The organism is Streptomyces silaceus, from assembly GCF_001419745.1.
Classification (GTDB): Bacteria; Actinomycetota; Actinomycetes; order Streptomycetales; family Streptomycetaceae; genus Streptomyces; species Streptomyces silaceus.
The window spans coordinates 1-19,668 of the sequence record NZ_LIRJ01000243.1 but is presented as its reverse complement, the minus strand read 5'-3'; the positions used below and the strand labels follow the sequence as shown (position 1 = coordinate 19,668).

Annotated in this window: 18 protein-coding genes and 1 riboswitch; of the genes, 6 read left to right on the top strand and 12 right to left on the bottom strand. The window is 75.2% G+C overall.

Annotated features, from left to right (window positions below; all coding sequences use genetic code 11):
* Positions 1–224: 224 nt before the first annotated feature.
* Complete coding sequence (locus AOK22_RS22820) at positions 225–479, top strand: hypothetical protein (protein WP_055700568.1); 255 nt, start codon at positions 225–227, stop codon at positions 477–479.
* 65 nt (positions 480–544) lie between these two features.
* On the opposite strand, the gene AOK22_RS22815 is transcribed toward AOK22_RS22820, so the two are convergent.
* From AOK22_RS22815 to tsaD, 8 genes are all read right to left on the bottom strand, one after another.
* Positions 545–1,027: a DUF6099 family protein gene (locus AOK22_RS22815; RefSeq protein WP_055700567.1), complete on the bottom strand. Its 483-nt coding sequence runs from the start codon at positions 1,025–1,027 to the stop codon at positions 545–547.
* Positions 1,028–1,339: 312 nt separating this feature from the next.
* Positions 1,340–1,711 (bottom strand): nucleotide pyrophosphohydrolase, encoded by a 372-nt coding sequence (locus AOK22_RS22810; protein WP_055700566.1) that lies wholly within the window; start codon positions 1,709–1,711, stop codon positions 1,340–1,342.
* On the bottom strand, positions 1,708–2,874 hold the full coding sequence (locus AOK22_RS22805; protein WP_055700565.1) for an AAA family ATPase: 1,167 nt from the start codon (positions 2,872–2,874) through the stop codon (positions 1,708–1,710). The genes AOK22_RS22810 and AOK22_RS22805 overlap by 4 nt, the downstream gene beginning before the upstream one ends.
* 464 nt (positions 2,875–3,338) lie before the next feature.
* Entirely contained in the window at positions 3,339–3,731 is a 393-nt protein-coding gene (locus tag AOK22_RS22800) for a cell division protein SepF (RefSeq protein ID WP_055700564.1), read from the bottom strand.
* Positions 3,732–3,829: 98 nt separating this feature from the next.
* Positions 3,830–3,973, bottom strand: a complete 144-nt coding sequence (locus AOK22_RS41510) for a hypothetical protein (RefSeq protein WP_157872273.1) — start codon at positions 3,971–3,973, stop codon at positions 3,830–3,832.
* Between the two features lie 13 nt (positions 3,974–3,986).
* The gene (fes, locus tag AOK22_RS22795) at positions 3,987–5,405 is read right to left on the bottom strand and encodes an enterochelin esterase (RefSeq protein ID WP_244164933.1); all 1,419 of its coding nucleotides are present in this window, start codon (positions 5,403–5,405) and stop codon (positions 3,987–3,989) included.
* 140 nt (positions 5,406–5,545) lie between these two features.
* Positions 5,546–6,172, bottom strand: a complete 627-nt coding sequence (locus AOK22_RS22790) for a GNAT family N-acetyltransferase (protein ID WP_244164931.1) — start codon at positions 6,170–6,172, stop codon at positions 5,546–5,548.
* Positions 6,169–7,236: a tRNA (adenosine(37)-N6)-threonylcarbamoyltransferase complex transferase subunit TsaD gene (gene tsaD, locus AOK22_RS22785; protein ID WP_055700562.1), complete on the bottom strand. Its 1,068-nt coding sequence runs from the start codon at positions 7,234–7,236 to the stop codon at positions 6,169–6,171. Before tsaD ends, AOK22_RS22790 begins: the two co-directional genes overlap by 4 nt.
* Positions 7,237–7,381: 145 nt before the next feature.
* Here tsaD and AOK22_RS22780 point away from each other — a divergent pair, with 145 nt between their 5' ends.
* Positions 7,382–8,635, top strand: coding sequence for a bifunctional cobalt-precorrin-7 (C(5))-methyltransferase/cobalt-precorrin-6B (C(15))-methyltransferase (locus AOK22_RS22780; protein ID WP_055700561.1), 1,254 nt, complete (start codon positions 7,382–7,384; stop codon positions 8,633–8,635).
* Between the two features lie 6 nt (positions 8,636–8,641).
* Positions 8,642–9,391: a precorrin-4 C(11)-methyltransferase gene (cobM, locus tag AOK22_RS22775; RefSeq protein WP_055700560.1), complete on the top strand. Its 750-nt coding sequence runs from the start codon at positions 8,642–8,644 to the stop codon at positions 9,389–9,391.
* A 64-nt stretch (positions 9,392–9,455) separates the two neighbouring features.
* Here the strand turns inward: cobM and AOK22_RS22770 are convergent, their stop codons facing one another.
* Positions 9,456–10,583 carry a cobalt-precorrin-5B (C(1))-methyltransferase gene (locus AOK22_RS22770; protein ID WP_055700559.1) on the bottom strand — a complete coding sequence of 376 codons (1,128 nt, stop codon included), beginning with the start codon at positions 10,581–10,583 and terminating at the stop codon, positions 9,456–9,458.
* Positions 10,584–10,600: 17 nt separating this feature from the next.
* Between AOK22_RS22770 and AOK22_RS22765 the strand changes: the two genes are divergently transcribed.
* Positions 10,601–11,347 (top strand): cobalt-precorrin-6A reductase, encoded by a 747-nt coding sequence (locus tag AOK22_RS22765; protein ID WP_055700558.1) that lies wholly within the window; start codon positions 10,601–10,603, stop codon positions 11,345–11,347.
* Positions 11,348–11,429: 82 nt separating this feature from the next.
* Here the strand turns inward: AOK22_RS22765 and AOK22_RS22760 are convergent, their stop codons facing one another.
* From AOK22_RS22760 to AOK22_RS22750, 3 genes are read right to left on the bottom strand one after another with little or no spacing between them, the layout of a single operon-like run.
* The gene (locus AOK22_RS22760; protein WP_055700557.1) at positions 11,430–12,959 is read right to left on the bottom strand and encodes a precorrin-2 C(20)-methyltransferase; all 1,530 of its coding nucleotides are present in this window, start codon (positions 12,957–12,959) and stop codon (positions 11,430–11,432) included.
* Complete coding sequence (locus AOK22_RS22755; protein ID WP_055700556.1) at positions 12,956–13,597, bottom strand: precorrin-8X methylmutase; 642 nt, start codon at positions 13,595–13,597, stop codon at positions 12,956–12,958. The genes AOK22_RS22760 and AOK22_RS22755 overlap by 4 nt, the downstream gene beginning before the upstream one ends.
* The gene (locus tag AOK22_RS22750; RefSeq protein WP_063795310.1) at positions 13,594–14,874 is read right to left on the bottom strand and encodes a cobalamin biosynthesis protein CobG; all 1,281 of its coding nucleotides are present in this window, start codon (positions 14,872–14,874) and stop codon (positions 13,594–13,596) included. The genes AOK22_RS22755 and AOK22_RS22750 overlap by 4 nt, the downstream gene beginning before the upstream one ends.
* A gap of 109 nt (positions 14,875–14,983) precedes the next feature.
* A riboswitch (cobalamin riboswitch) is annotated at positions 14,984–15,115 on the top strand.
* Positions 15,116–15,152: 37 nt separating this feature from the next.
* Here AOK22_RS22750 and cobN point away from each other — a divergent pair.
* Positions 15,153–18,779, top strand: coding sequence for a cobaltochelatase subunit CobN (gene cobN / locus AOK22_RS22745; protein ID WP_055700555.1), 3,627 nt, complete (start codon positions 15,153–15,155; stop codon positions 18,777–18,779).
* Between the two features lie 101 nt (positions 18,780–18,880).
* Positions 18,881–19,534, top strand: coding sequence for a histidine phosphatase family protein (locus AOK22_RS22740; protein ID WP_055700569.1), 654 nt, complete (start codon positions 18,881–18,883; stop codon positions 19,532–19,534).
* Positions 19,535–19,668: the final 134 nt, after the last annotated feature.

Below are 19,668 nucleotides of genomic sequence, written 5' to 3'. Positions count from 1 at the left end.
CCCGTCAACCCCACCGGTCCCGCCGATCCCCCGCCACCCCGGTCGGGTGAAAATGCGTCAACACGGCGACCGGTGCGGTCCCGGCCCAGTGACCCCGCCCGGCGAGTGATCGTTGGCTGGGGCGGAGCCGGACCGCCCGGCACCCGCGCCGGCGGCCCATGCCGGTGCGCCGCCTGCATCAACTGCCTTCCCCCAGCGGGAGGGCGAGGGCCGAGGAGGCCGTCATGTCCCAGGAAGCCGTGCCCGAGCAGGAGGCCGCGCACGATTCGCCCGTGCCGGCCCAGCAGGGTGCACCCAAGGGCCTGCTGCAGCAGATGGAGGAGTTGATGGCAGCGCTCAACGCCGATCTGACCCAGCTGGACGCCGATCTGCAGCAGTCCGCGTCCCCCGATGGCGTGTCCGGCCCGGCCGCCACGTCGACCGGCGCCACATCCACGGGCACGCGCCCGCAGAGCGGCGACGAACCCGGCCGCTTCTGACGGCGGACGCGCTCCCCCGAGGCCTCTCCGACCCTGCCGTCCGGCGGGGTCGGCACGGCGCCGCCTCATGACGGCCCCGCCGCCGAGTCGGGCTCGGGCAGGCTCTGCTCCCGCACCGCGAGCCTGCGCAGCATCTCGATCACCCGGTCCCTCGACTCGTCGGCGGCGTCGATCGCTTCCATGCACTGCCAGTAGGTCCCCTCGTCCTCGGCCCCCATGGCGACGCCGACCAGCGCGATGGCGACCTCGCCGAGGAGTCTGCCGAGGCCCAGCAGGATCTCCTGGGCGTCTCCGGTCTCCGTGAGCCGCGCGGCCCGTATGCCCTCGGTGCCGAGCCGCGGGGCGTGCAGCACCCCGCAGGCTCTGCCGCCCACTTCGCTCAGGCCCAGGGCCTCGCCGCGTAACTCGGGAGGGCCGGTGACCGCGAGACGGCTGCCGATGGCCTGGGCGAGCGCTTGCGACTGCCAGACCTCCGTGACGATGTCCGACGGGTCCTGACTCCGCGCCAGGGCGCGGCGGTTCGCCTCGATGAGCCGCTTCGCGTTCATGTCCGGCCCCCTCCCATCCCGCGCGCCCTCGCCGCACGATCGCCCGAACTCCGTTGTCCACTACCCAGAGTGATACCCCTCCGGGCGAAAAGCCAGGGGAGGTCGGAAATCTGTGGACAAGCAATCGAGAATGGACAAGCCATTCACTGCGGAGAGTGACGAAAGTACCGGAATGAAGTACTCCGGCAGGGAGAAAAGGGGCCTTGCGGGCAGAGGGCACGGCGGAGGGGAGACGGAGAGGCCGGCGGAGAAGGCAGCGGAAGGACGGCCGCACCGGCCCCTTCAGCCCCTTTCAACTCCCGTCGGCCGCCGTCAGCCCCCGTCCGGCACCCCGGTCCCCTCGCCCCCGTCGGGCCCCTCCGGCACCGGGAACCTCTGTTCGTTCCGGTCGATCTTCGCCGCCAACGCGGTCAGCGGGTCGATCCCGAGGACCTCGCAGAACTGGAGCAGATACGCGAGGACGTCCGCCACCTCGTCCGCCACCCGGGGTGCCGTCGCGGGGTCCTTCATGACCCGCGCCGACTCCTCGGGCGTCAACCACTGGAAGATCTCGACCAGTTCGGACGCCTCCACGCTGAGCGCTGCGGCCAGGTTCTTCGGGGTGTGGTACTGCTCCCAGTCGCGGGCCGCCGCGAACTCGGCCAGCCTGCGCTGCAGTACCGCCACGTCAAGTCGTTCCGTCACGGCTCCAGGTCTACCACCGAGACGCCCGCGGCGTCGGCCGCCCAGGACGCGTCCCGCACCGCCCCGACCAGGCGGATGTGCCCGCGCCCGCAGGTGCGGGCCGCCAGCTCGCCGAGGGCCCGCGTCTGGCGGGCGTCGAGGCGGCGGTCGAAGCCGTCGGCGAGGACCGTGAGGGTCTGATAGGCCTCCGGCACCTCGGCGACCGGGTCGACGGCGAGCACGCCGGGCCCGGTGAGCAGGACGAGCGCCAGGGCCAGATACCTCAACTCGCCGTCCCCGAGACGCCCCAGCGGGGTGCGGACGCCGCCGCCCCGGTCGACGTACGCCTCCAGCGCGCCGTCCGCCGTCTGCTGGGCGAAGACGTCGACGACCGGGCCGGCGCACCCCGCGCGCACCGCGGAGACGAGCAGCGCGTGGCGTGCCGCGCACTCCGCGCGCGTACGCCACAGGACCTCGGCGAGGTTGTCGCAGCCGCCCAGGAGGCGGCCGGGGCCGGCCAGTGCCGCCGGGACCGGGGCACGCATCCGGCCGGGCCGCGGGTCACAGGCGAACGCCGAGCGCAGCGCGACCACGACCTGTTCCGCCGCCGCGAGCACCAGGCGCTGTCCGGCGGTCTTGCCCGCCACGCGCAGCGGCACGAGCGCCGTGCCGAGCCGGTCGTCGGGCATCGGGGCCCGTGTCACCGGGGACGGGCCCGCGGTGTGCCAGGCCGCCTGCACCCTGCGCCGGCCCGGGTCGCGCAGCGCCGTCTGGAGGAGGACGAGCGGGCCGCGGGCCAGCCGCTCGCCGACGACGCGCAGTTCGGGCTCGGCCTGCACGGCGAGGTCGAGCCGGACGGGTCCGGCGGGACCGTCGACCGTGCAGCCGATGCGGAAGCCGCGCCGCCGCTGGCCGTCGGCGCGGGCGCGCTCGGGCACACAGGCCCGCGGGTCGGGGAAGACGTCGGACAGTTCCGCTCCCGCGCCGAGCCGCGCCAGGGCCTCGTACGCGCGTAACGCGCTGGACTTGCCGCTGCCGCTGGGCCCCGTGACCAGGGTCAGCGGGCCGAGCGGGAGGACCGTGCCCCGGTGTCCGGCGAAGGCGGACAGACGCAGTTCCGTCACCTGCGGGCGGTCCTGGACCGCCGGCGGCTCCGCGACCGTCACCGGGGATTGCACCGTCATGATCGGACGGTATGTGCCCCCGGCACAGGGGAACCGTTCCGCCCGGCAGACCTTCCTACGATCGAGGGATTCCCCCCGAAGCGACCTCACCCCGACCGCCGAGCGGCTAGGGCCTGCCTCTCCGATCAGGGGAGTCGGGCCGGGCTTGGGGCCGGGCGGCAGCGGAACCGGGCGTCGATCCGGTCAGGCCGATCACCCCGCTGGGCGTCGCGGCGCCGGAGGAACCGGACCTCCTGGCCGGGGTCGAAGCCACCGCGGTCGTCGCATGGCCGTAGCACTGCGCACAGGGAGACTCCGAGGCCGCTATGCCGGGTCGGGGGATCTGACGGACGGCGAGTGGGCAGTGGCTCCTGCGACCGCCCCGGGCGGGGCTCTCGGCCGGTCCCGAGGCGGCCTGACCACCAGGTCTCACATCGCCGCGGAGGGCCACTGCCGCCCGCTGTCCCCGCTGGTCGCACCGTCCCTTACGGCTGCGCGACCGCCTCGACCAGGCCCTGGACCTCCGTGCCGGGCGGCGCCAGCAGGAAGACGTTCTTGTCGACCCGGTGCATGCCGCAGCCGAGGCCGAGGACCACGCCGCTGCTGAAGTCCAGGACGCGTTTGGCGACTTCGGTCTCCGCGCCGGTCAGGTCGAGCAGGACCGGGATCTGCGCCATGACGGTCTCGGCGACCTCGCGGGCGTCCGCGAAGACGTTGACCCGCATCACCACGAAGCGGCGGCGCGTCTCGGTCTCCGCGTCGGGCAGCGCGCGGTGCCCCGGCCAAGAAGGCCATTCGTTGCGGCTGCGCAGCGGTACGACCTGGGCGAGCCCTTCCCACTGTTCGTCGGTGACGTCGTGGCGCTGACTGCTACTCACTGGCCCACCCCGTCCTGGCTCGTACTTGTTGTCTGCACCGGGCAATTCTTACGCCAAGTCACCCGTTCAGCCCAACAGCGACACGGACGGCACCCCCGTCACCGGTCGTCGGCGAGCGCCTCCGAGACGTCCCGGAGGCCCGTGCGCGCCGCGATGGGCCCGCCCGAACTGTTCCATGCCGAGTCGTCGATGACGACCGCACGGCCGTTCTTCTCGGCCGTCGGCTCCGTGAAGTTCGCCACTCTCTGTGGCGGGTCAGGGGGTGAGGAGACTCACCAGCCCGTCGGCCAGACCGCCGCGCCAACAAGCGTAGTCGTGACCGCCGTTGAACTCGGCGAGGGTCACCGTGTGGTCCTGCGCGGCGAGCGTCTCGTACATGAGACGGCTGTGGTCGACCATCACGCCCTCGTGGAGGCCGACGTCGAGGTGGACCCGCAGGCGGGGGTGGCGCGCGGCCTCGGCGAAGCGCTCGACGAGCCAGGGCGTCCCGTCGTCGGACGCGAGATCCGGTACGCCGGGCGGCAGTCCGGGGCGCCACCACAGCGAGGCGGACTGGGCGAGCACGGCGCCGAACCGCTCGGGCCTGCGCAGGGCCGCGTACAGGGCGGTGAGTCCCCCGAGGCTCTGTCCGGCGACGACGGTTCGGGCCGGGTCGGCCGTCAGGGGCCAGTGTCCGGCCGCCCAGGGCAGCACCTCGTCGGCGAGGAACGCGAGGAACGCGTCGCGGGCGGTGAGGTCCTGCCAGCGCGTGCGCAGGTCGACCGCGTCGGGGGCGAGGACGACCGGCGGGGGCACGGCGCCGTCGGCGACGAGGGCGTCCAGGGTGTCCTGGAGGGCGAGCGGGCCGAACCACATGTCGCCGTCGCACAGGACGACCACGGGACTGTCGGGCCTCGGGCCCTCTGGGGGCAGATACGCCCAGAGCCCGCGCTCGGCGCCGAGCGCGCCCGCGGGCAGGCGGTGCCGCTCCAGGCGGCCGCGCGGTATGCCCGCGCGCCGATCGGCCCAGGGCTGCGCGGGCGCGTCGGGAAGGGCGAAGAGGGAGCCGTCCGGAAGGCCCCACCGCGCCTCGATCCGGTGGGAGTTGAGGGGGTCCTGGGCGGCGTACGACGACAGGGCGCGCAGCCGGAGCTGCTGGGCCTCGGGGGACGAGGGGACGTCTCCGGGCGAGAGGTCGGCGGCGATGCGGTAGGAGCCGCGGTGGTCGGCGCGCAGCCGGTAGGTGCGGTGCCAGACGTCCGTGCCGGGCAGTCGCGCGAGGAGGGCGTCGGCGAGGCGGTCGCGGTCGGCGAGGCGGTTGGCCAGGAGCAGGACCTGCCGGGTCGCGCGGTCGCCGCGCCACAGGAAGGTGACGGCGCGGAACCCGGGCTCGCCGTCGATCTCCTCGACGAGCGGGGTGCCGCCACGCCGGTCGACGTCCCGCCAGAACGCGTCCAGGAGGGCGGGCAGTTCGGCTTCACCGGCGGCGGACACGCGGGCGGCGAGGGCCTGGAGCGTGGGGCTCGTGCCCGGCGCGGGGAGGAAGTCGGCGCCCGGCTCGGCCCCGCGCGGCGGGCCGGCCTTGGGGAACTCCCCCTCGCGTACGCGATGTTCATCGCGTCCACCGACGTCGTCGCGTACGTCACGACTCCCCCGCGAGCCGTGCCCGTCCCGCAGACCGCGCTCGTCCCGCACGCCCCGCCCCCCAGCGGTCCGCACGGCCCGTGCGGGCTGCGTCGTCGCGCGGCCTCCGGCTCTCGGTCCGGTGCGCATCGTCACCACCCCTTCCGTTCCAGGCCCCCCGAGGCCTCAACGTCAACTTAGCTTAGCCTAAGCTAACTAAGTGCTCGGTGGCTGTGGGCCGCCGCCTCCGGGACCGCCGGGTGGCCGGGGGCGAGGAAGAGCGTCAGGTCCCGGCTCTCCAAGGCGGGCGTCACGACCTGCTGCCAGCCGGCGCGGCGGTAGAGGCGCACGGCGTCGGTGGCGCGCGGTGACGTCAGGAGCCAGCAGCGGCCATCCGGCGCGTCCCGGATCGCGGCGGCGAGCAGCGCACGGCCGAGCCCGAGGCCGTGGGCGGCCGGGCGCACGGCGAGCTCGTCGACCTGCCGCGCCCCGCAGAGCCACGCCTCGGCGCGCCGGGCGCCGAGGGCCTCGGTGAGGGCGGGATAGGAGCGGACGTCGGGCAGCGGGGTGGGGGCGGGCCAGGCGGCGGCGAAGCCGAGGACGCTCGGCGCCCCGTCGGCCGGGGCGCCGAGCGCGACCGCTCCCGTGAACCCGGGCCGCGCCGCGTCGTCCGCGAGCCGCGTCAGGTAGCCGTCCGCCGCGGCCGGGTCCTCGCGCCAGGGCGGCAGCGCGAACGCCTCCGCGTAGACGGTCCGTACGCCCTCGGCGTGGGCGAGGAGTCCGGCGCCGGTCACCCGGCGGACCACCGGAGCGCCCGTCGCACTGCGGTCGCCCGTCACGCGGCGACCGCCCTGCCGAAGGAGCCGACCGGGTGGAGCGCCGCGTACTCCAGGGGCGCGGACGGGTCGATGGAGACGTTCAGGGGCGCGGGCTCGGCGCCCGCGCGCACCAGCAGGTCGCCGACCGCGGCGATCATCGCGCCGTTGTCGGTGCACAGCCGCAGCGGCGGGACGCGCAGCGTGATGCCCGCGGCCAGGCAGCGCTCCTCGGCGAGCGCGCGCACGCGGGAGTTGGCCGCGACGCCGCCGACCACGACCAGCGTGCCGACGCCGTGCTCGCGGCAGGCGGCGACCGCCTTGCGGGTCAGCACGTCGGCGACGGCCTCCTGGAGGGAGGCGGCGCCGTCGGCGACCGGCAGCGCCCGCCCGTGGTGCCCCTCGGCCCAGCGCGCGGCGGCCGTCTTCAGGCCGGAGAAGGAGAAGTCGTACGCGGCGTCGCGGGCTCCGGTCAGCGGGCGCGGGAAGGCGACGGCGGCCGGGTCGCCGTCGCGCGCGGCCCGGTCGATGGCGGGCCCGCCGGGGTAGGGCAGACCGAAGACCCGCGCGACCTTGTCGAAGCACTCCCCCGCCGCGTCGTCGAGGGTGTCGCCGAGGTGCACGATCGGGTCGCGCGCGAGGTCGCGGACGAGCAGCAGCGAGGTGTGGCCGCCGGAGACGATCAGGACCATGCAGGGGTCGGGCAGCGGGCCGTGCTCCAGGGTGTCGGCGGCGACGTGCCCGGCCAGGTGGTGGACGCCGTGCAGGGGCACGTCCAGCGCGTACGCGAGGCTCTTCGCCCCGGCGAGGCCGACCTGGAGCGCGCCGGAGAGGCCGGGGCCCGTCGTCACGGCGACGGCGCCGATGTCGGACATCCGCAGGCCCGCCTCGTCGAGGGCGCGGCGGACGACCGGGGTGAGCGCGTGGACGTGGGCGCGGGCGGCGATCTCCGGGACGACGCCTCCGTAGCGGGCGTGCTCGTCCATGCTGGAGGCCACCGCGTGACCGAGCAGCCTCCCGTCCCGGACGAGGCCCGCGCCCGTCTCGTCGCAGGACGACTCGATGCCGAGCACCACCACAGAGCCCATCGCGCCTTGGCCTTTCTGTACCGGGGGCCGGACGGGGCACCCCGCACGGCTTATTGCAAGTAATGCGCAATAAGGGTACGCCGCCGGGTCCCCAGTAGAGTGCGGCTGCGCAGCCCTTCCCGAACCCCGAGGTCAGGTACCAGAAGTGACCCCCGCATCCCCCGCAGGCATACCGGCCGTCTCCGTCGTCGGGATCGGGGCCGACGGCTGGGACGGACTCCCGGCCCCCTCGCGCGCGGCGCTCGCCGGCGCCGAGGTGCTCATCGGCGGCCCCCGCCAGCTGGACCTGCTGCCCCTCGGTGAGTGTCCGGGCGAGCGCGTGGCCTGGCCCTCGCCGCTGCGGCCCGCCATGCCCGGCCTGCTCGCCGCCCACGCGGGCCGCCGCGTCGCCGTCCTCGCCAGCGGCGACCCCATGTTCTACGGCATCGGGCGCGCCCTGAGCGAGGAGCTCGGCGCCGCCGCCCTGGACGTGCTGCCGCACCCGTCCTCCGTCGCCCTCGCCTGCGCGCGCCTCGGCTGGCCCGTCGAGGACACCGAGGTCGTCACGGCCGTCGGACGTCCCGTCGCCCGGCTCTCCGCCGCGCTCCACGACGGGCGCCGCGTCCTGGTGCTCAGCGCGAACGCGGCCACGCCCGGCGAGGTCGCGGCCCTGCTGCGCGAGCGCGGCTTCGGACCGAGCCGGATGCGCGTGCTCGAACAGCTCGGCGGCAAGGGCGAGTCGGCGCACGAGGGCGTCGCCGACACCTGGTCGCACCTGCCCGGCGATCCGCTGAACGTCGTCGCCGTCGACTGCCGCCGCGCCCCCGACGCGCTGCGCCTGGGCACCGTGCCGGGGCTGCCGGACGCCGCGTACGAGAGCGACGGGCAGCTCACCAAGCGGTACGTCCGCGCCGCCACGCTCGCCGCGCTCGCCCCCGGCCCCGGCGAACTGCTCTGGGACGTGGGCGGCGGCTCCGGGTCGATCGCCGTGGAGTGGCTGCGCGCGCACCCCGCGTGCCGGGCCGTCACCGTCGAGAAGAACCCGGTGCGGGCCGAGCGGATCACCCGCAACGCCGAGCGCCTCGGCGTGCCCGCGCTGCGCGTCGTCACCGGCGCGGCACCGGCCGCGCTCGCCGGACTCCCCGTGCCCGACGCCGTGTTCATCGGCGGCGGCCTCACCGCGCCCGGCCTCCTCGACGCCTGCTGGGCCGCGCTGCCGGAGGGCGGGCGCCTGGTCGCCAACACCGTGACGCTGGAGTCGGAGGCGCTGCTCACCGACTGGTACCGGCGCCACGGCGGCGAGCTGGTGCGGCTCGCGGTCGCCCAGGCCGTCCCCGTCGGCGGCTTCACCGGCTGGCGCCAGGCCATGCCGGTCACCCAGTGGTCCGTCACCAAGTCACCGCAGAACAGCAGGAGTTGACAGCAGATGACCGTGTACTTCATCGGCGCGGGGCCCGGCGCGGCCGACCTGATCACGGTGCGCGGCGCGCGGACGCTCGCCGGCTGCCAGGTCTGTCTGTACGCGGGCAGCCTGGTGCCGCGCGAGCTGCTCGCCGAATGCCCGGACGGGGCACGGCTCGTGGACACCGCGCAGCTGAACCTGGACGAGATCACCGCCGAGCTGGTGCGCGCGCACGAGCAGGGGCTCGACGTGGCGCGGCTGCACTCGGGCGACCCGTCGGTGTTCAGCGCGGTGGCCGAGCAGATGCGGCGGCTCGACGCGGCGGGTGTTCCCTACGAAGTGGTGCCGGGCGTCCCCGCGTTCGCGGCGGCGGCCGCCGCGCTCAAGCGGGAGCTGACCGTTCCGACCGTCGGGCAGACCGTGATCCTCACGCGGGTCGCGCAGCGGGCCACGGCGATGCCGGAGGGCGAGGATCTCGCCACGCTGGGGCGCAGTGGGGCGTTGCTCGTGCTGCACCTCGCCGCGGGGTACGTCGACCGCGTGGTCGAGGAGCTGCTGCCCCATTACGGTGCGGATTGCCCGGCCGCGGTCGTCGCGCTGGCCAGCCGGCCCGACGAGGTGATCCTCCGGGGGACGCTTGAGGACATCGCCGGGCAGGTGAAGGCGGCGGGGATCGTGCGGACCGCGGTGATCATGGTCGGCCGGACGCTGGGGGCCTCGCAGTTCCGTGACAGTCATCTGTACTCGGCGGAGCGGGACCGGCACGTCTGCTGAGTCTTTCGGGCGCGGGTCGTACCGGGCCGGTCGCGCGGTTCCCCGCGCCCCTTCGGGGCGCTCCTCACGCAGGGAGATCGCTGCGGCCCACGATCGTTCCCGCTCTGTCGATGCAGATCACGTCCACCGCCACCGGCGCGCCCCTGAGCACCGCCAGCGCCTCGTCCCGAGCCCGCTTCGCCACCAGGTCGCCCAGCGGGACGCCCGCCGCCTCGCACAGCCGCAGGGCCTCCAGGCCCGTGTTGGCGGACGCGACCCGGGCGGCGAGGCCCTCGTCCGCGCCGCCCGTGCGGGCCAGTTCGGCGAGGAAGCCCTTGTCGACCTGGGAGCGGGCCGAGTGCAGGTCGAGGTGGCCCGCCGCGAGCTTCGACAGCTTGGCGAAGCCGCCGCAGACGGTCAGGCGGTCCACGGGGTGGCGGCGTACGTACTTGAGGACCGCACCGGCGAAGTCGCCCATGTCGAGCAGGGCGTCCTCGGGCAGGCCGTAGGCGGCGACGACCGTCTTCTCCGACGTCGACCCCGTGCACCCGGCGACGTGCGTGCGCCCGGCCGCCCGCGCCACGTCCACGCCCCGGCGGATCGAGTCGATCCACGCCGAGCAGGAGTAGGGCACGACGATCCCGGTGGTGCCGAGGACCGACAGGCCGCCGAGGATGCCGAGGCGCGGGTTCCAGGTGGAGCGGGCGATCTCCTCGCCGTGGTCGACGGAGACGGTGATCTCGACGTCCGGCGCGGTCCCGGCCCGCTCGGCCACCAGGGTCACGTGGTCGCGCATCATCTGCCGCGGCACGGGGTTGATCGCGGGCTCGCCGACGTCCAGGGGCAGGCCGGGGCGGGTGACGGTGCCCACGCCGGGGCCCGCCTTGAAGACGACGCCCGAGCCGGGCGGCAGCCGCCGCACCGTGGACCGCACCAGCGCCCCGTGCGTGACGTCCGGGTCGTCGCCCGCGTCCTTCACGACGCCCGCCGTCGCGTGGTCCTCGCCCAGCTCCTCCACGGCCAGCGCGAACGCCGGCGTCTGCCCCTTGGGCAGCGTGATGGTCACCGGGTCCGGGAAGTCGCCGGTGAGCAGCGCCGTGTACGCGGCCGTGGTGGCGGCGGTCGCACAGGCACCGGTCGTCCAGCCGGGCCGCAGACCGGTGTGCTTGAGTTGGGCGCTGCGCCCGCCCGTGGCCTTAGCTGCCTCACTCATGAAGGAAACCGAACTCCGTGCACGTACTGATTCTGGGGGGAACGACCGAGGCCCGCCGTCTGGCGGAGCTCCTCGTGACCGGGGCGGGGCCGCGGGTGACCAGCTCCCTGGCGGGGCGGGTCGCGGCGCCGCGGCTGCCGCCCGGCGAGGTACGCGTCGGCGGCTTCGGCGGCGCGCAGGGGCTGGCGGAGTGGCTGCGGGAGCACCGCGTGGACGCGCTCATCGACGCCACCCATCCTTTCGCCGGGACGATCTCGTTCAACGCGGCGACGGCCGCCGCGCTCGCCCATGTTCCCCTGCTCGCCCTGCGCAGGCCCGGCTGGGTCGCGGGTGAGGGCGACGACTGGCACGAGGTCGGTTCCCTGGACATGGCGGCACGGGTGCTTCCTGAGCTGGGGCGGCGCGTCTTTCTCACCACCGGGCGGATGGGGCTCGCCACGTTCTCCGGGCCGGAACTGGCTGCGCTCTGGTTCCTCGTACGTTCGGTCGACGCGCCCGAGCCGCCGTGCCCCGCGCGCATGGAGGTGCTGCTGGACCGAGGGCCTTTCGCCCTCGACGGGGAAAGGGAGCTGTTGCGGCGGCATCGGATCGATGTCGTGGTGACCAAGGACAGCGGGGGTTCGGCCACCGCGCCGAAGCTCGCCGCCGCGCGCGAGGCGGGGATTCCCGTCGTGGTGGTCCGGCGCCCCACCGGGCCGGAGGGGGTGGCCGGCGTCGCCACGCCGGAGGAAGCGGTTGCCTGGGTGCGCAGGCTCGGTGGTTAGGCGCGGGTCGTCCCCGGCCGGTCGCGCGGTCCCCGCGCCCCTTGGCGGGGCGGAGGGAACCGCGCGATCAACCACGACGCACCTACTCGGGATACCGCCTCGGCGTCCAGACGACCCGCTCCTCGCCCCCGCGCCGCCGCGACACCCGCGTCTGGGACGACCCGACGATCAGCAGCGTCCGCATGTCGACCTCCGCCGGGTCGAGGTCGCCGAGGCGCACGATGCGTACGGACTCCTCGGGGCCGCCGACGTCCCGGCCCAGCACCACCGGCGTGTCCGGCGCCCGGTGCTCCAGGAGGAGTTCCCTCGCCTTGCCGACCTGCCAGGTGCGGCTGCGCGAGCCGGGGTTGTAGAGCGCGAGGACGAGGTCCGCCGCGGCCGCCGCGGCCAGCCGCTCCGCGATGACCTCCCAGGGCTTGAGGCGGTCCGAGAGGGAGATCGTGGCGTAGTCGTGGCCGAGGGGCGCGCCGACGCGGGCGGCGGCGGCGTTGGCGGCGGTCACGCCGGGCAGCACCCGCACCGGGACGTCCGCGTAGGCGTCCTGCGAGGCGACCTCCAGGACGGCCGTGGCCATGGCGAAGACGCCCGGGTCGCCGCCGGAGACGACGGCGACGCGACGGCCCCGCTGCGCCAGCTGCAACGCGAACTCGGCGCGTTCGGACTCGACGCGGTTGTCGGAGCCGTGCCGCCGCTGTCCGGCGCGGTGCGGCACGCGGTCGACGTACGTGGTGTAGCCGACCAGGTCGTCGGCGGCGGCGAGGGCGCCGCGCGTCTCGGGGGTCAGCCAGAGCGGACCCGCGGGACCGGTGCCGACCACGACGACCTCGCCGGTTCCTGCCGCGGCGGGCTCCGGCGCGGGGCCGCCCGTCAGAGGCGCCACCCGGCTCGGCAGCACGGCCACGGAGAAGTACGGCACCGACTCCGGGTCCACGTCGGCCAGCCGGCCGGTGCGCTCGCCCTTCATCGTGGCGCGCTCGACGTAGCGGGCCTCGTCCAGGCGGCCCGCGCGGTCCAGGGCGCCCCGCACCTTCCCGAACGTGCGGCCGAGCTTCATGACGACCGCCGAGTCCGTCGCCGCGAGCCGCGCGGCCAGTTCCTCCTCCGGGAGCGTGCCCGGCAGGATCGTGAGGACCTCCTCGGCCTCCACCAGCGGCTCGCCGAGCCGCGCCGCCGCCGCGCTCACCGAGGTCACCCCGGGGATCACCTCGGTCGGGTAGCGGTGCGCGAGCCGCTTGTGCATGTGCTGGTAGGAGCCGTAGAAGAGCGGGTCGCCCTCGGCGAGGACGGCGACCGTGCGGCCCGCGTCGAGGTGGACGGCGAGGCGCGCCGCGGCCTCCTCGTAGAAGTCGTCGAGGGCGCCTCGGTAGCCGCCGGGGTGGTCGGTGGTCTCCGTGGTGACCGGGTAGACCAGCGCCTCCTCGATGTGGTCGGCGCGGATGTGGCCGGCCGCGATCGAGCGGGCGATGGAGCGGCCGTGCCGCGCCGAGTGGTAGGCGACGACGTCGGCGGCGGCGATGGCCTCGACGGCGCGCACGGTCATCAGGGAGGGGTCGCCGGGCCCGAGCCCGACGCCGTAGAGCCGTCCCTGTCCCTGCTGCTGCTCGGTGTTCACTCCGCCTCGCTCGCGATCGCGTTGATCGCCGCCGCGGCCATCGCGCTGCCGCCGCGACGCCCCCGTACGACGAGGTACTCCAGGCCCGAGGAGTGCTCGGCGAGCGCGTCCTTGGACTCGGCGGCGCCGACGAAGCCGACCGGGATGCCGAGCACGGCGGCCGGGCGGGGCGCGCCCTCCTCGATCATCTCCAGGAGGCGGAAGAGCGCGGTGGGCGCGTTGCCGATGGCGACGACCGATCCTTCGAGGCGGTCGCGCCACAGCTCCAGGGCCGCGGCGCTGCGCGTGGTGCCCATGCGCGCCGCGAGGTCGGGCACGGACGGGTCGGCCAGCGTGCAGATCACGTCGTTGTCGGCGGGCAGCCGCTTGCGCGTGACGCCGCTCGCGACCATGTTCGCGTCGCACAGGATCGGCGCGCCGTCGCACAGCGCCTTGCGGGCGTCGGCGATCACGCGCGGGCTGTAGGCGAGATCGCGCACGAGGTCGACCATCCCGCAGGCGTGGATCATCCGGACCGCGACCTGGCTGACGTCGGCGGGCAGACCGCCGAGGTCCGCCTCCGCGCGGATGGTGGCAAAGGACTCGCGGTAGATCGCCGCGCCGTCCTTCTCGTAGTCGAACACTGTGCTCTCGCTCATCTCGTGGCCGTCGGTTTCGTGGTGGTACGTGCCGTGGTGACCGTCTCGGTCAAGGTCCTGCCCGTCACGGGCGTCCACTCCTCGCCGGGGACGCGCACCGTCACCTCGTAGGTGCCTTCGCCGGTGGCGAGGACGTCGACCCAGTCGCCGCGCGGGTGGCCGCAGCGCCGTTCGCAGCCGGACCAGTGGACGGGCAGTCCGCCGGCGCCGGGCACGGCGTCGGCGCGGACGTCGGCGAGGGACTTGGCGCAGCCGGGGCGGCCGGTGCAGGCGCCGACGCCCAGCCAGGGCGAGTCGGCGGTGGTGAGGTGCCCGGCGTCGGCCAGTGCGGCGAGGCGCTCGCGGGCCGCCGCCTCGTCCGCGAAGCCGGGGAGCACGAAGCCGCGCCACGGGGTGACGCGCAGTTCGCCGGCGGGCAGCGGCAGGAGGGCGCGCCACTGGGCGGCGGTGACGCGGCCGAGGGGCGCGTGGACGGCGACCGCGCGGCCGATGACGCCGGGGGCCGGCGGGGCGCTGCGCGAGACGGCCCACGGCGCGGCCGGCTCGGCGTCGACGCCCGCCCGCTCCAGGGCTCCGGCCAGGTCCACGTGCTGGCCGCCGGGCAGTTCCCCCACCCGCCAGGCGCCGTTGCCCGCGGCGCGCGCGGCGGCGAGGAAGGCCCCGGCGGCGGCGAGGGCCGCGCGCGGCGCGTGCGCGGCGGGCACCCGGAAGGCGCGGCCCCCGAGGCGGACGACCGCCGCTCCGCCCGATTGTGCGATCAAGGTCACATCGCCGCCGAGTCCGACGAGGTCCCCGCGCCCGTCGTCCAGGGCGAACAGGAAGCGGCCGGAGAGCTCCGTCGTCCACTCCTCGGCGCACAGGAGCCGGTCCAGCTCACGGGCCCACAACTGCACGTCGGCGTGGCCGAGTCCGTCGATTCCCGCGAGCGGCGAGGCCACCACGTTCCGCACGCGCTCGTGCCGCTCGGAGGGCAGCAGACCCGCGTCCGCGAGCAGCGCGGAGAGTTCGCCGCCGCAGCTCTCGCCGAGGCCGCGCAGCTCGATGTTGCCCCGCGAGGTGACGCTGAGGTTCCCGTCCGCGAGACGCTCCGCCGCGGTGGCCAGGACATCGGCCTGACGGGACGTCAGGAGGCCGCCGGGCAGGCGGAGTCGGGCGAGCCGGCCGTCGTCGGCGCGGTGCAGGCGCAGGGCTCCGGGGCAGGCGTCGCCCCGGTCACGTATGGGAGGTTCGCCCTGGTTCGGGGATGGTGCTCGGGTGGGCGGCATGGCGGCGAGCATACCCACGCGGATCCGGCCGGTCGCCTCCCGAGACGGGCCGTCCGGGCAGGTGGCCGCCCCGCCGGTCGCGGGCAGGACTTACTATGCAGGCGGCGGGCCGCCAGGTCCGTCGAACGCCAGCGACGGCGTGGGTCCACCAGGACCCGAGGGAGGAAGCCCGGTGCGAATCCGGCGCGGTCCCGCCACTGTGAACCCCACCCGTGTGGGGTGAGCCAGGAACTCCTGCCGTCCATACGACCACCCGGGGCGCGGACACCCCGAGGAAGGCCTGCGCACGCATGCTTCTGCTGCTGTCGACCTCCGACACCGACCTGCTCAGCGCCCGCGCGGCGGGAGGCCCGGTCGACTACCGGTTCGCCAACCCGTCCCGCCTCGACCTCGACGAGCTGCCCGCGCTGCTCGACGGCGTCGACCTCGTGGTCGTACGCCTCCTCGGCGGCGTACGCGCCTGGCAGGAGGGCCTCGACCGGCTCATCGCCAGCAGGCTGCCCGTCGTCGTGCTCACCGGCGAACAGGCGCCCGACGCCCAGCTGATGGCCTCCTCGACCGTGCCCGTCGGCATCGCCGCCGAGGCGCACGCCTACCTCGCGCACGGCGGCCCCGCGAACCTGGAGCAGCTGGCGCGCTTCCTCTCCGACACCGTGCTGCTCACCGGCCACGGCTTCGAGCCGCCGGCGGCCGCGCCGTCCTGGGGCCCGCTGGAGCGCACCGCCCGCACCGTCGAGGGCACGGTGGTCCCGACCGTCGCGGTGCTCTACTACCGCGCCCACCACATGAGCGGCAACACCGCCTTCGTGGACGCCCTGTGCGGCGCGATAGAGGACGCGGGCGCCCGCCCGCTCCCGCTGTACGTGGCCTCGCTGCGCGCCCCCGAGCCCGAGCTGATCGAGGAGCTGCGCGCCGCCGACGCCATCGTGACCACCGTCCTCGCGGCCGGCGGCACCAAGCCCGCCGAGGCCTCCGCGGGCGGCGACGACGAGTCGTGGGACGCGGGCGCGCTGACCGGCCTCGACGTGCCGATCCTGCAGGCGCTGTGCCTGACCGGTTCGCGCGCGGCCTGGGAGGAGAACGACGAGGGCGTCTCGCCGCTGGACGCCGCGAGCCAGATCGCGGTGCCGGAGTTCGACGGACGCCTCATCACCGTGCCGTTCTCCTTCAAGGAGATCGACGAGGACGGGCTTCCCGCGTACGTCGCCGACGCCGAGCGCGCCGCCCGCGTCGCCGGGATCGCCGTGCGCCACGCGCGTCTGAAGCACGTCCCGGCCCCCGACAAGCGCCTCGCCCTGGTGCTCTCCGCCTACCCCACCAAGCACTCCCGCATCGGCAACGCGGTGGGCCTGGACACCCCCGCGTCCGCCGTCGCGCTGCTGCGCCGCCTCATCGACGAGGGCTACGACTTCGGCCCCGCCGAGGAGATCCCCGGGCTCGTCTCCGGCGACGGCGACGAGCTGATCCGCGCGCTGATCGACGCGGGCGGCCACGACCAGGACTGGCTCACCGAGGAGCAGCTCGCCGCCAACCCGGTCCGCATCCCCGCCGCCGACTACAAGCGCTGGTACGCGACGCTGCCCGCGGAGCTGCGCGAGTCCGTCGAGGAGCACTGGGGCCCGGCGCCCGGCGAGATGTTCCTGGACCGCTCCCGCGTGGGCCAGGGCGGCGACCCGGAGGGCGACATCGTGCTCGCGGCCCTGCGCCGCGGCAACCTCCTCGTCGTCATCCAGCCGCCGCGCGGCTTCGGCGAGAACCCCATCGCGATCTACCACGACCCCGACCTGCCGCCCTCGCACCACTACCTGGCGGCCTACCGCTGGATCGCGGCGGCCGCGTCCGACGGCGGCTTCGGCGCCGACGCGATGATCCACCTCGGCAAGCACGGCAACCTGGAGTGGCTGCCCGGCAAGAACGCCGGCCTGTCCGCCGCCTGCGGCCCGGACGCCGCGCTCGGCGACCTGCCGCTGATCTACCCCTTCCTGGTCAACGACCCGGGCGAGGGCACCCAGGCCAAGCGCCGCGTGCACGCCACGCTCATCGACCACCTGGTGCCGCCGATGGCGCGCGCCGACTCCTACGGCGACATCGCGCGCCTGGAGCAGCTCCTCGACGAGTACGCCCAGATCAGCTCGATGGACCCGGCGAAGCTGCCGGCGATCCGCGCGCAGATCTGGACCCTGATCCAGGCCGCGAAGCTGGACCACGACCTCGGCCTGGAGGAGCGCCCCGAGGACGACGGCTTCGACGACTTCCTGCTGCACGTCGACGGCTGGCTCTGCGAGATCAAGGACGCGCAGATCCGCGACGGTCTGCACGTCCTGGGCCAGGCGCCCTCGGACACCGACCGCGTCAACCTCGTCCTCGCGATCCTGCGGGCCCGCCAGATCTGGGGCGGCACGACCGCCCTGCCGGGTCTGCGCGAGGCGCTGGGCCTGGACGAGTCGGCGGCGACGCGCACCGGCGCGGACGAGGCCGAGGAGAAGGCCCGCGCGCTGGTCCAGGCGATGGACGACGCGGGCTGGGACCCGGCCGCCGTGGCCGCCGTGACGGGCGACCTGGGTGACCAGGTCGCCGCCGTCCTCCGGTTCGCGGCCCACGAGGTCGTGCCGCGCCTCGCGGCGACCACCGCCGAGCTGGACCACGCGCTGCACGCCCTGCGCGGCGGCTTCGTGCCCGCAGGGCCCAGCGGCTCCCCGCTGCGCGGTCTGGTCAACGTCCTGCCGACCGGCCGGAACTTCTACTCCGTCGACCCGAAGGCCGTCCCCTCCCGCCTCGCGTGGGAGACGGGCCAGGCGCTGGCCGACTCCCTCGTCGAGCGCTACCAGCAGGACAACGAGGGCGCGTACCCCACCTCCGTGGGCCTGTCCCTGTGGGGCACCAGCGCGATGCGCACCGCGGGCGACGACGTCGCCGAGGCCATGGCCCTGCTCGGCGTCCGCCCCGTCTGGGACGACGCGTCGCGCCGCGTCACCGGTCTGGAGGCCGTGCCGCTCGACGAGCTCGGCCGCCCCCGCATCGACGTGACCCTGCGCATCTCGGGCTTCTTCCGCGACGCGTTCCCGCACACGATCGGCCTGCTCGACGACGCGGTGCGGCTCGCCGCCTCGCTCGACGAGCCCGCCGAGCAGAACCTCGTGCGCGCCCACGCCCAGGCCGACCTGGCCGAGCACGGCGACGAACGCCGGGCCACCACCCGGATCTTCGGCTCCCGTCCCGGCACGTACGGCGCGGGCCTGCTCCAGCTCATCGACTCGCGCGACTGGCGCACCGACGCGGACCTCGCCGAGGTCTACACGGTGTGGGGCGGCTACGCGTACGGCCGCGGTCTGGAGGGCCGCCCGGCGCGCGCCGAGATGGAGACGGCGTACAAGCGCATCGCGGTGGCGGCGAAGAACACGGACACCCGCGAGCACGACATCGCGGACTCGGACGACTACTTCCAGTACCACGGCGGCATGGTGGCGACCGTGCGCGCGCTGCGGGGCACGGCCCCCGAGGCGTACATCGGCGACTCGACGCGCCCCGAGACGGTCCGCACGCGCACGCTGGTGGAGGAGACGAGCCGCGTCTTCCGCGCCCGCGTCGTGAACCCCAAGTGGATCGAGGCGATGCGCCGCCACGGCTACAAGGGCGCCTTCGAACTCGCCGCCACCGTGGACTACTTGTTCGGCTACGACGCCACGACGGGCGTCATCGCCGACTGGATGTACGACAAGCTCACGGAGACGTACGTCCTGGACCCGACGAACCGTCAGTTCCTCCAGGAGGCCAACCCCTGGGCCCTGCACGGCATCGCGGAGCGCCTCCTGGAGGCGGAGTCGCGCGGCATGTGGGCCAAGCCGGACCCGGCGGTGCTCGAGGCGCTGCGCCAGGCGTACCTGGAGACCGAGGGCAACCTGGAGGACGAGGGCTAGGCGCCGGGCGGCGGAACCGGCGCGACCGGGCGGGCGTCCCTCCAGGCTGTACGCGAGATCGACAGCACGGCACGGAGCACAGGGAAAGGGCGCCCGCCATGATCACCGGAACCGCCACGCGCCACCTCTACCTCACCCGGCACGGGGAGGCCACGGGCGACGAGAGCGCCCTGACGGAGGCGGGCCGCCGCCAGGCCGTCCTGCTCGGCCAACGGCTGCGCGGGGCACCCCTGTCGATGGTCCACCACGGGCCGCTGCCCCGGGCCGCGGAGACCGCCCGCCTGATCGGCGAGCAGCTCGACGACGTCCCTCTGCGGCCCTCGGCGATCGCCGGCGACTACCTTCCCTACCTGCCGCAGGCCGGTGAACTCCCGCCGGAGAGCGCCGAGTCGACGCTGCGGCACCTCGCGGGGTTCCCGGCGGCGGAGCGCGAGGGCGGTCCCGCGCTGGCCCAGGAGGCCCTCGCCCGGTTCACCGGACCGGCGTTCGGCGACGAGCCGAGCCACGAACTGGTCGTCACCCACAACTTCCTGATCGGCTGGATCGTCCGGGACGCGCTCGACGCCCCGCCCTGGCGCTGGCTCGGCCTCAACCACTGCAACGCCGCGCTGACCGTCATCCGCTACACCCCAGGGCGCCCCGCCTCGATCGTCTTCTACAACGACATGGGGCATCTGCCCCGGGAGCTGCGCTGGACGGGTTTCCCGCCGGAGTTCCGCGCGTGCGAACCGGTCACGGCAACGGGGGCAGCGTGACGTTGTTGACCAGGGGGCCCTCGACGGTGATCCCCTCGCCGATCAGGGTCTCGGTGACGGGCAGGGGCGAGGGGTTCGCGACGGGGTGAGCGGGGCCGGCCGGGCCTCCCGGGGCGACGGCGAGGACGACGGCG

Bases quoted from the DNA above. Each gene is read 5' to 3' on its own strand.
- AOK22_RS22820 (WP_055700568.1), top strand. From the start codon at position 225: ATGTCCCAGGAAGCCGTGCCCGAGCAGGAGGCCGCGCACGATTCGCCC.
- AOK22_RS22770 (WP_055700559.1), bottom strand. From the start codon at position 10,583: ATGAGTGAGGCAGCTAAGGCCACGGGCGGGCGCAGCGCCCAACTCAAG.
- AOK22_RS22750 (WP_063795310.1), bottom strand. From the start codon at position 14,874: ATGCTCGCCGCCATGCCGCCCACCCGAGCACCATCCCCGAACCAGGGC.
- AOK22_RS22805 (WP_055700565.1), bottom strand. From the start codon at position 2,874: ATGACGGTGCAATCCCCGGTGACGGTCGCGGAGCCGCCGGCGGTCCAG.
- tsaD (WP_055700562.1), bottom strand. From the start codon at position 7,236: ATGGGCTCTGTGGTGGTGCTCGGCATCGAGTCGTCCTGCGACGAGACG.
- AOK22_RS22815 (WP_055700567.1), bottom strand. From the start codon at position 1,027: ATGAACGCGAAGCGGCTCATCGAGGCGAACCGCCGCGCCCTGGCGCGG.
- AOK22_RS22755 (WP_055700556.1), bottom strand. From the start codon at position 13,597: ATGAGCGAGAGCACAGTGTTCGACTACGAGAAGGACGGCGCGGCGATC.
- cobN (WP_055700555.1), top strand. From the start codon at position 15,153: ATGCTTCTGCTGCTGTCGACCTCCGACACCGACCTGCTCAGCGCCCGC.
- cobM (WP_055700560.1), top strand. From the start codon at position 8,642: ATGACCGTGTACTTCATCGGCGCGGGGCCCGGCGCGGCCGACCTGATC.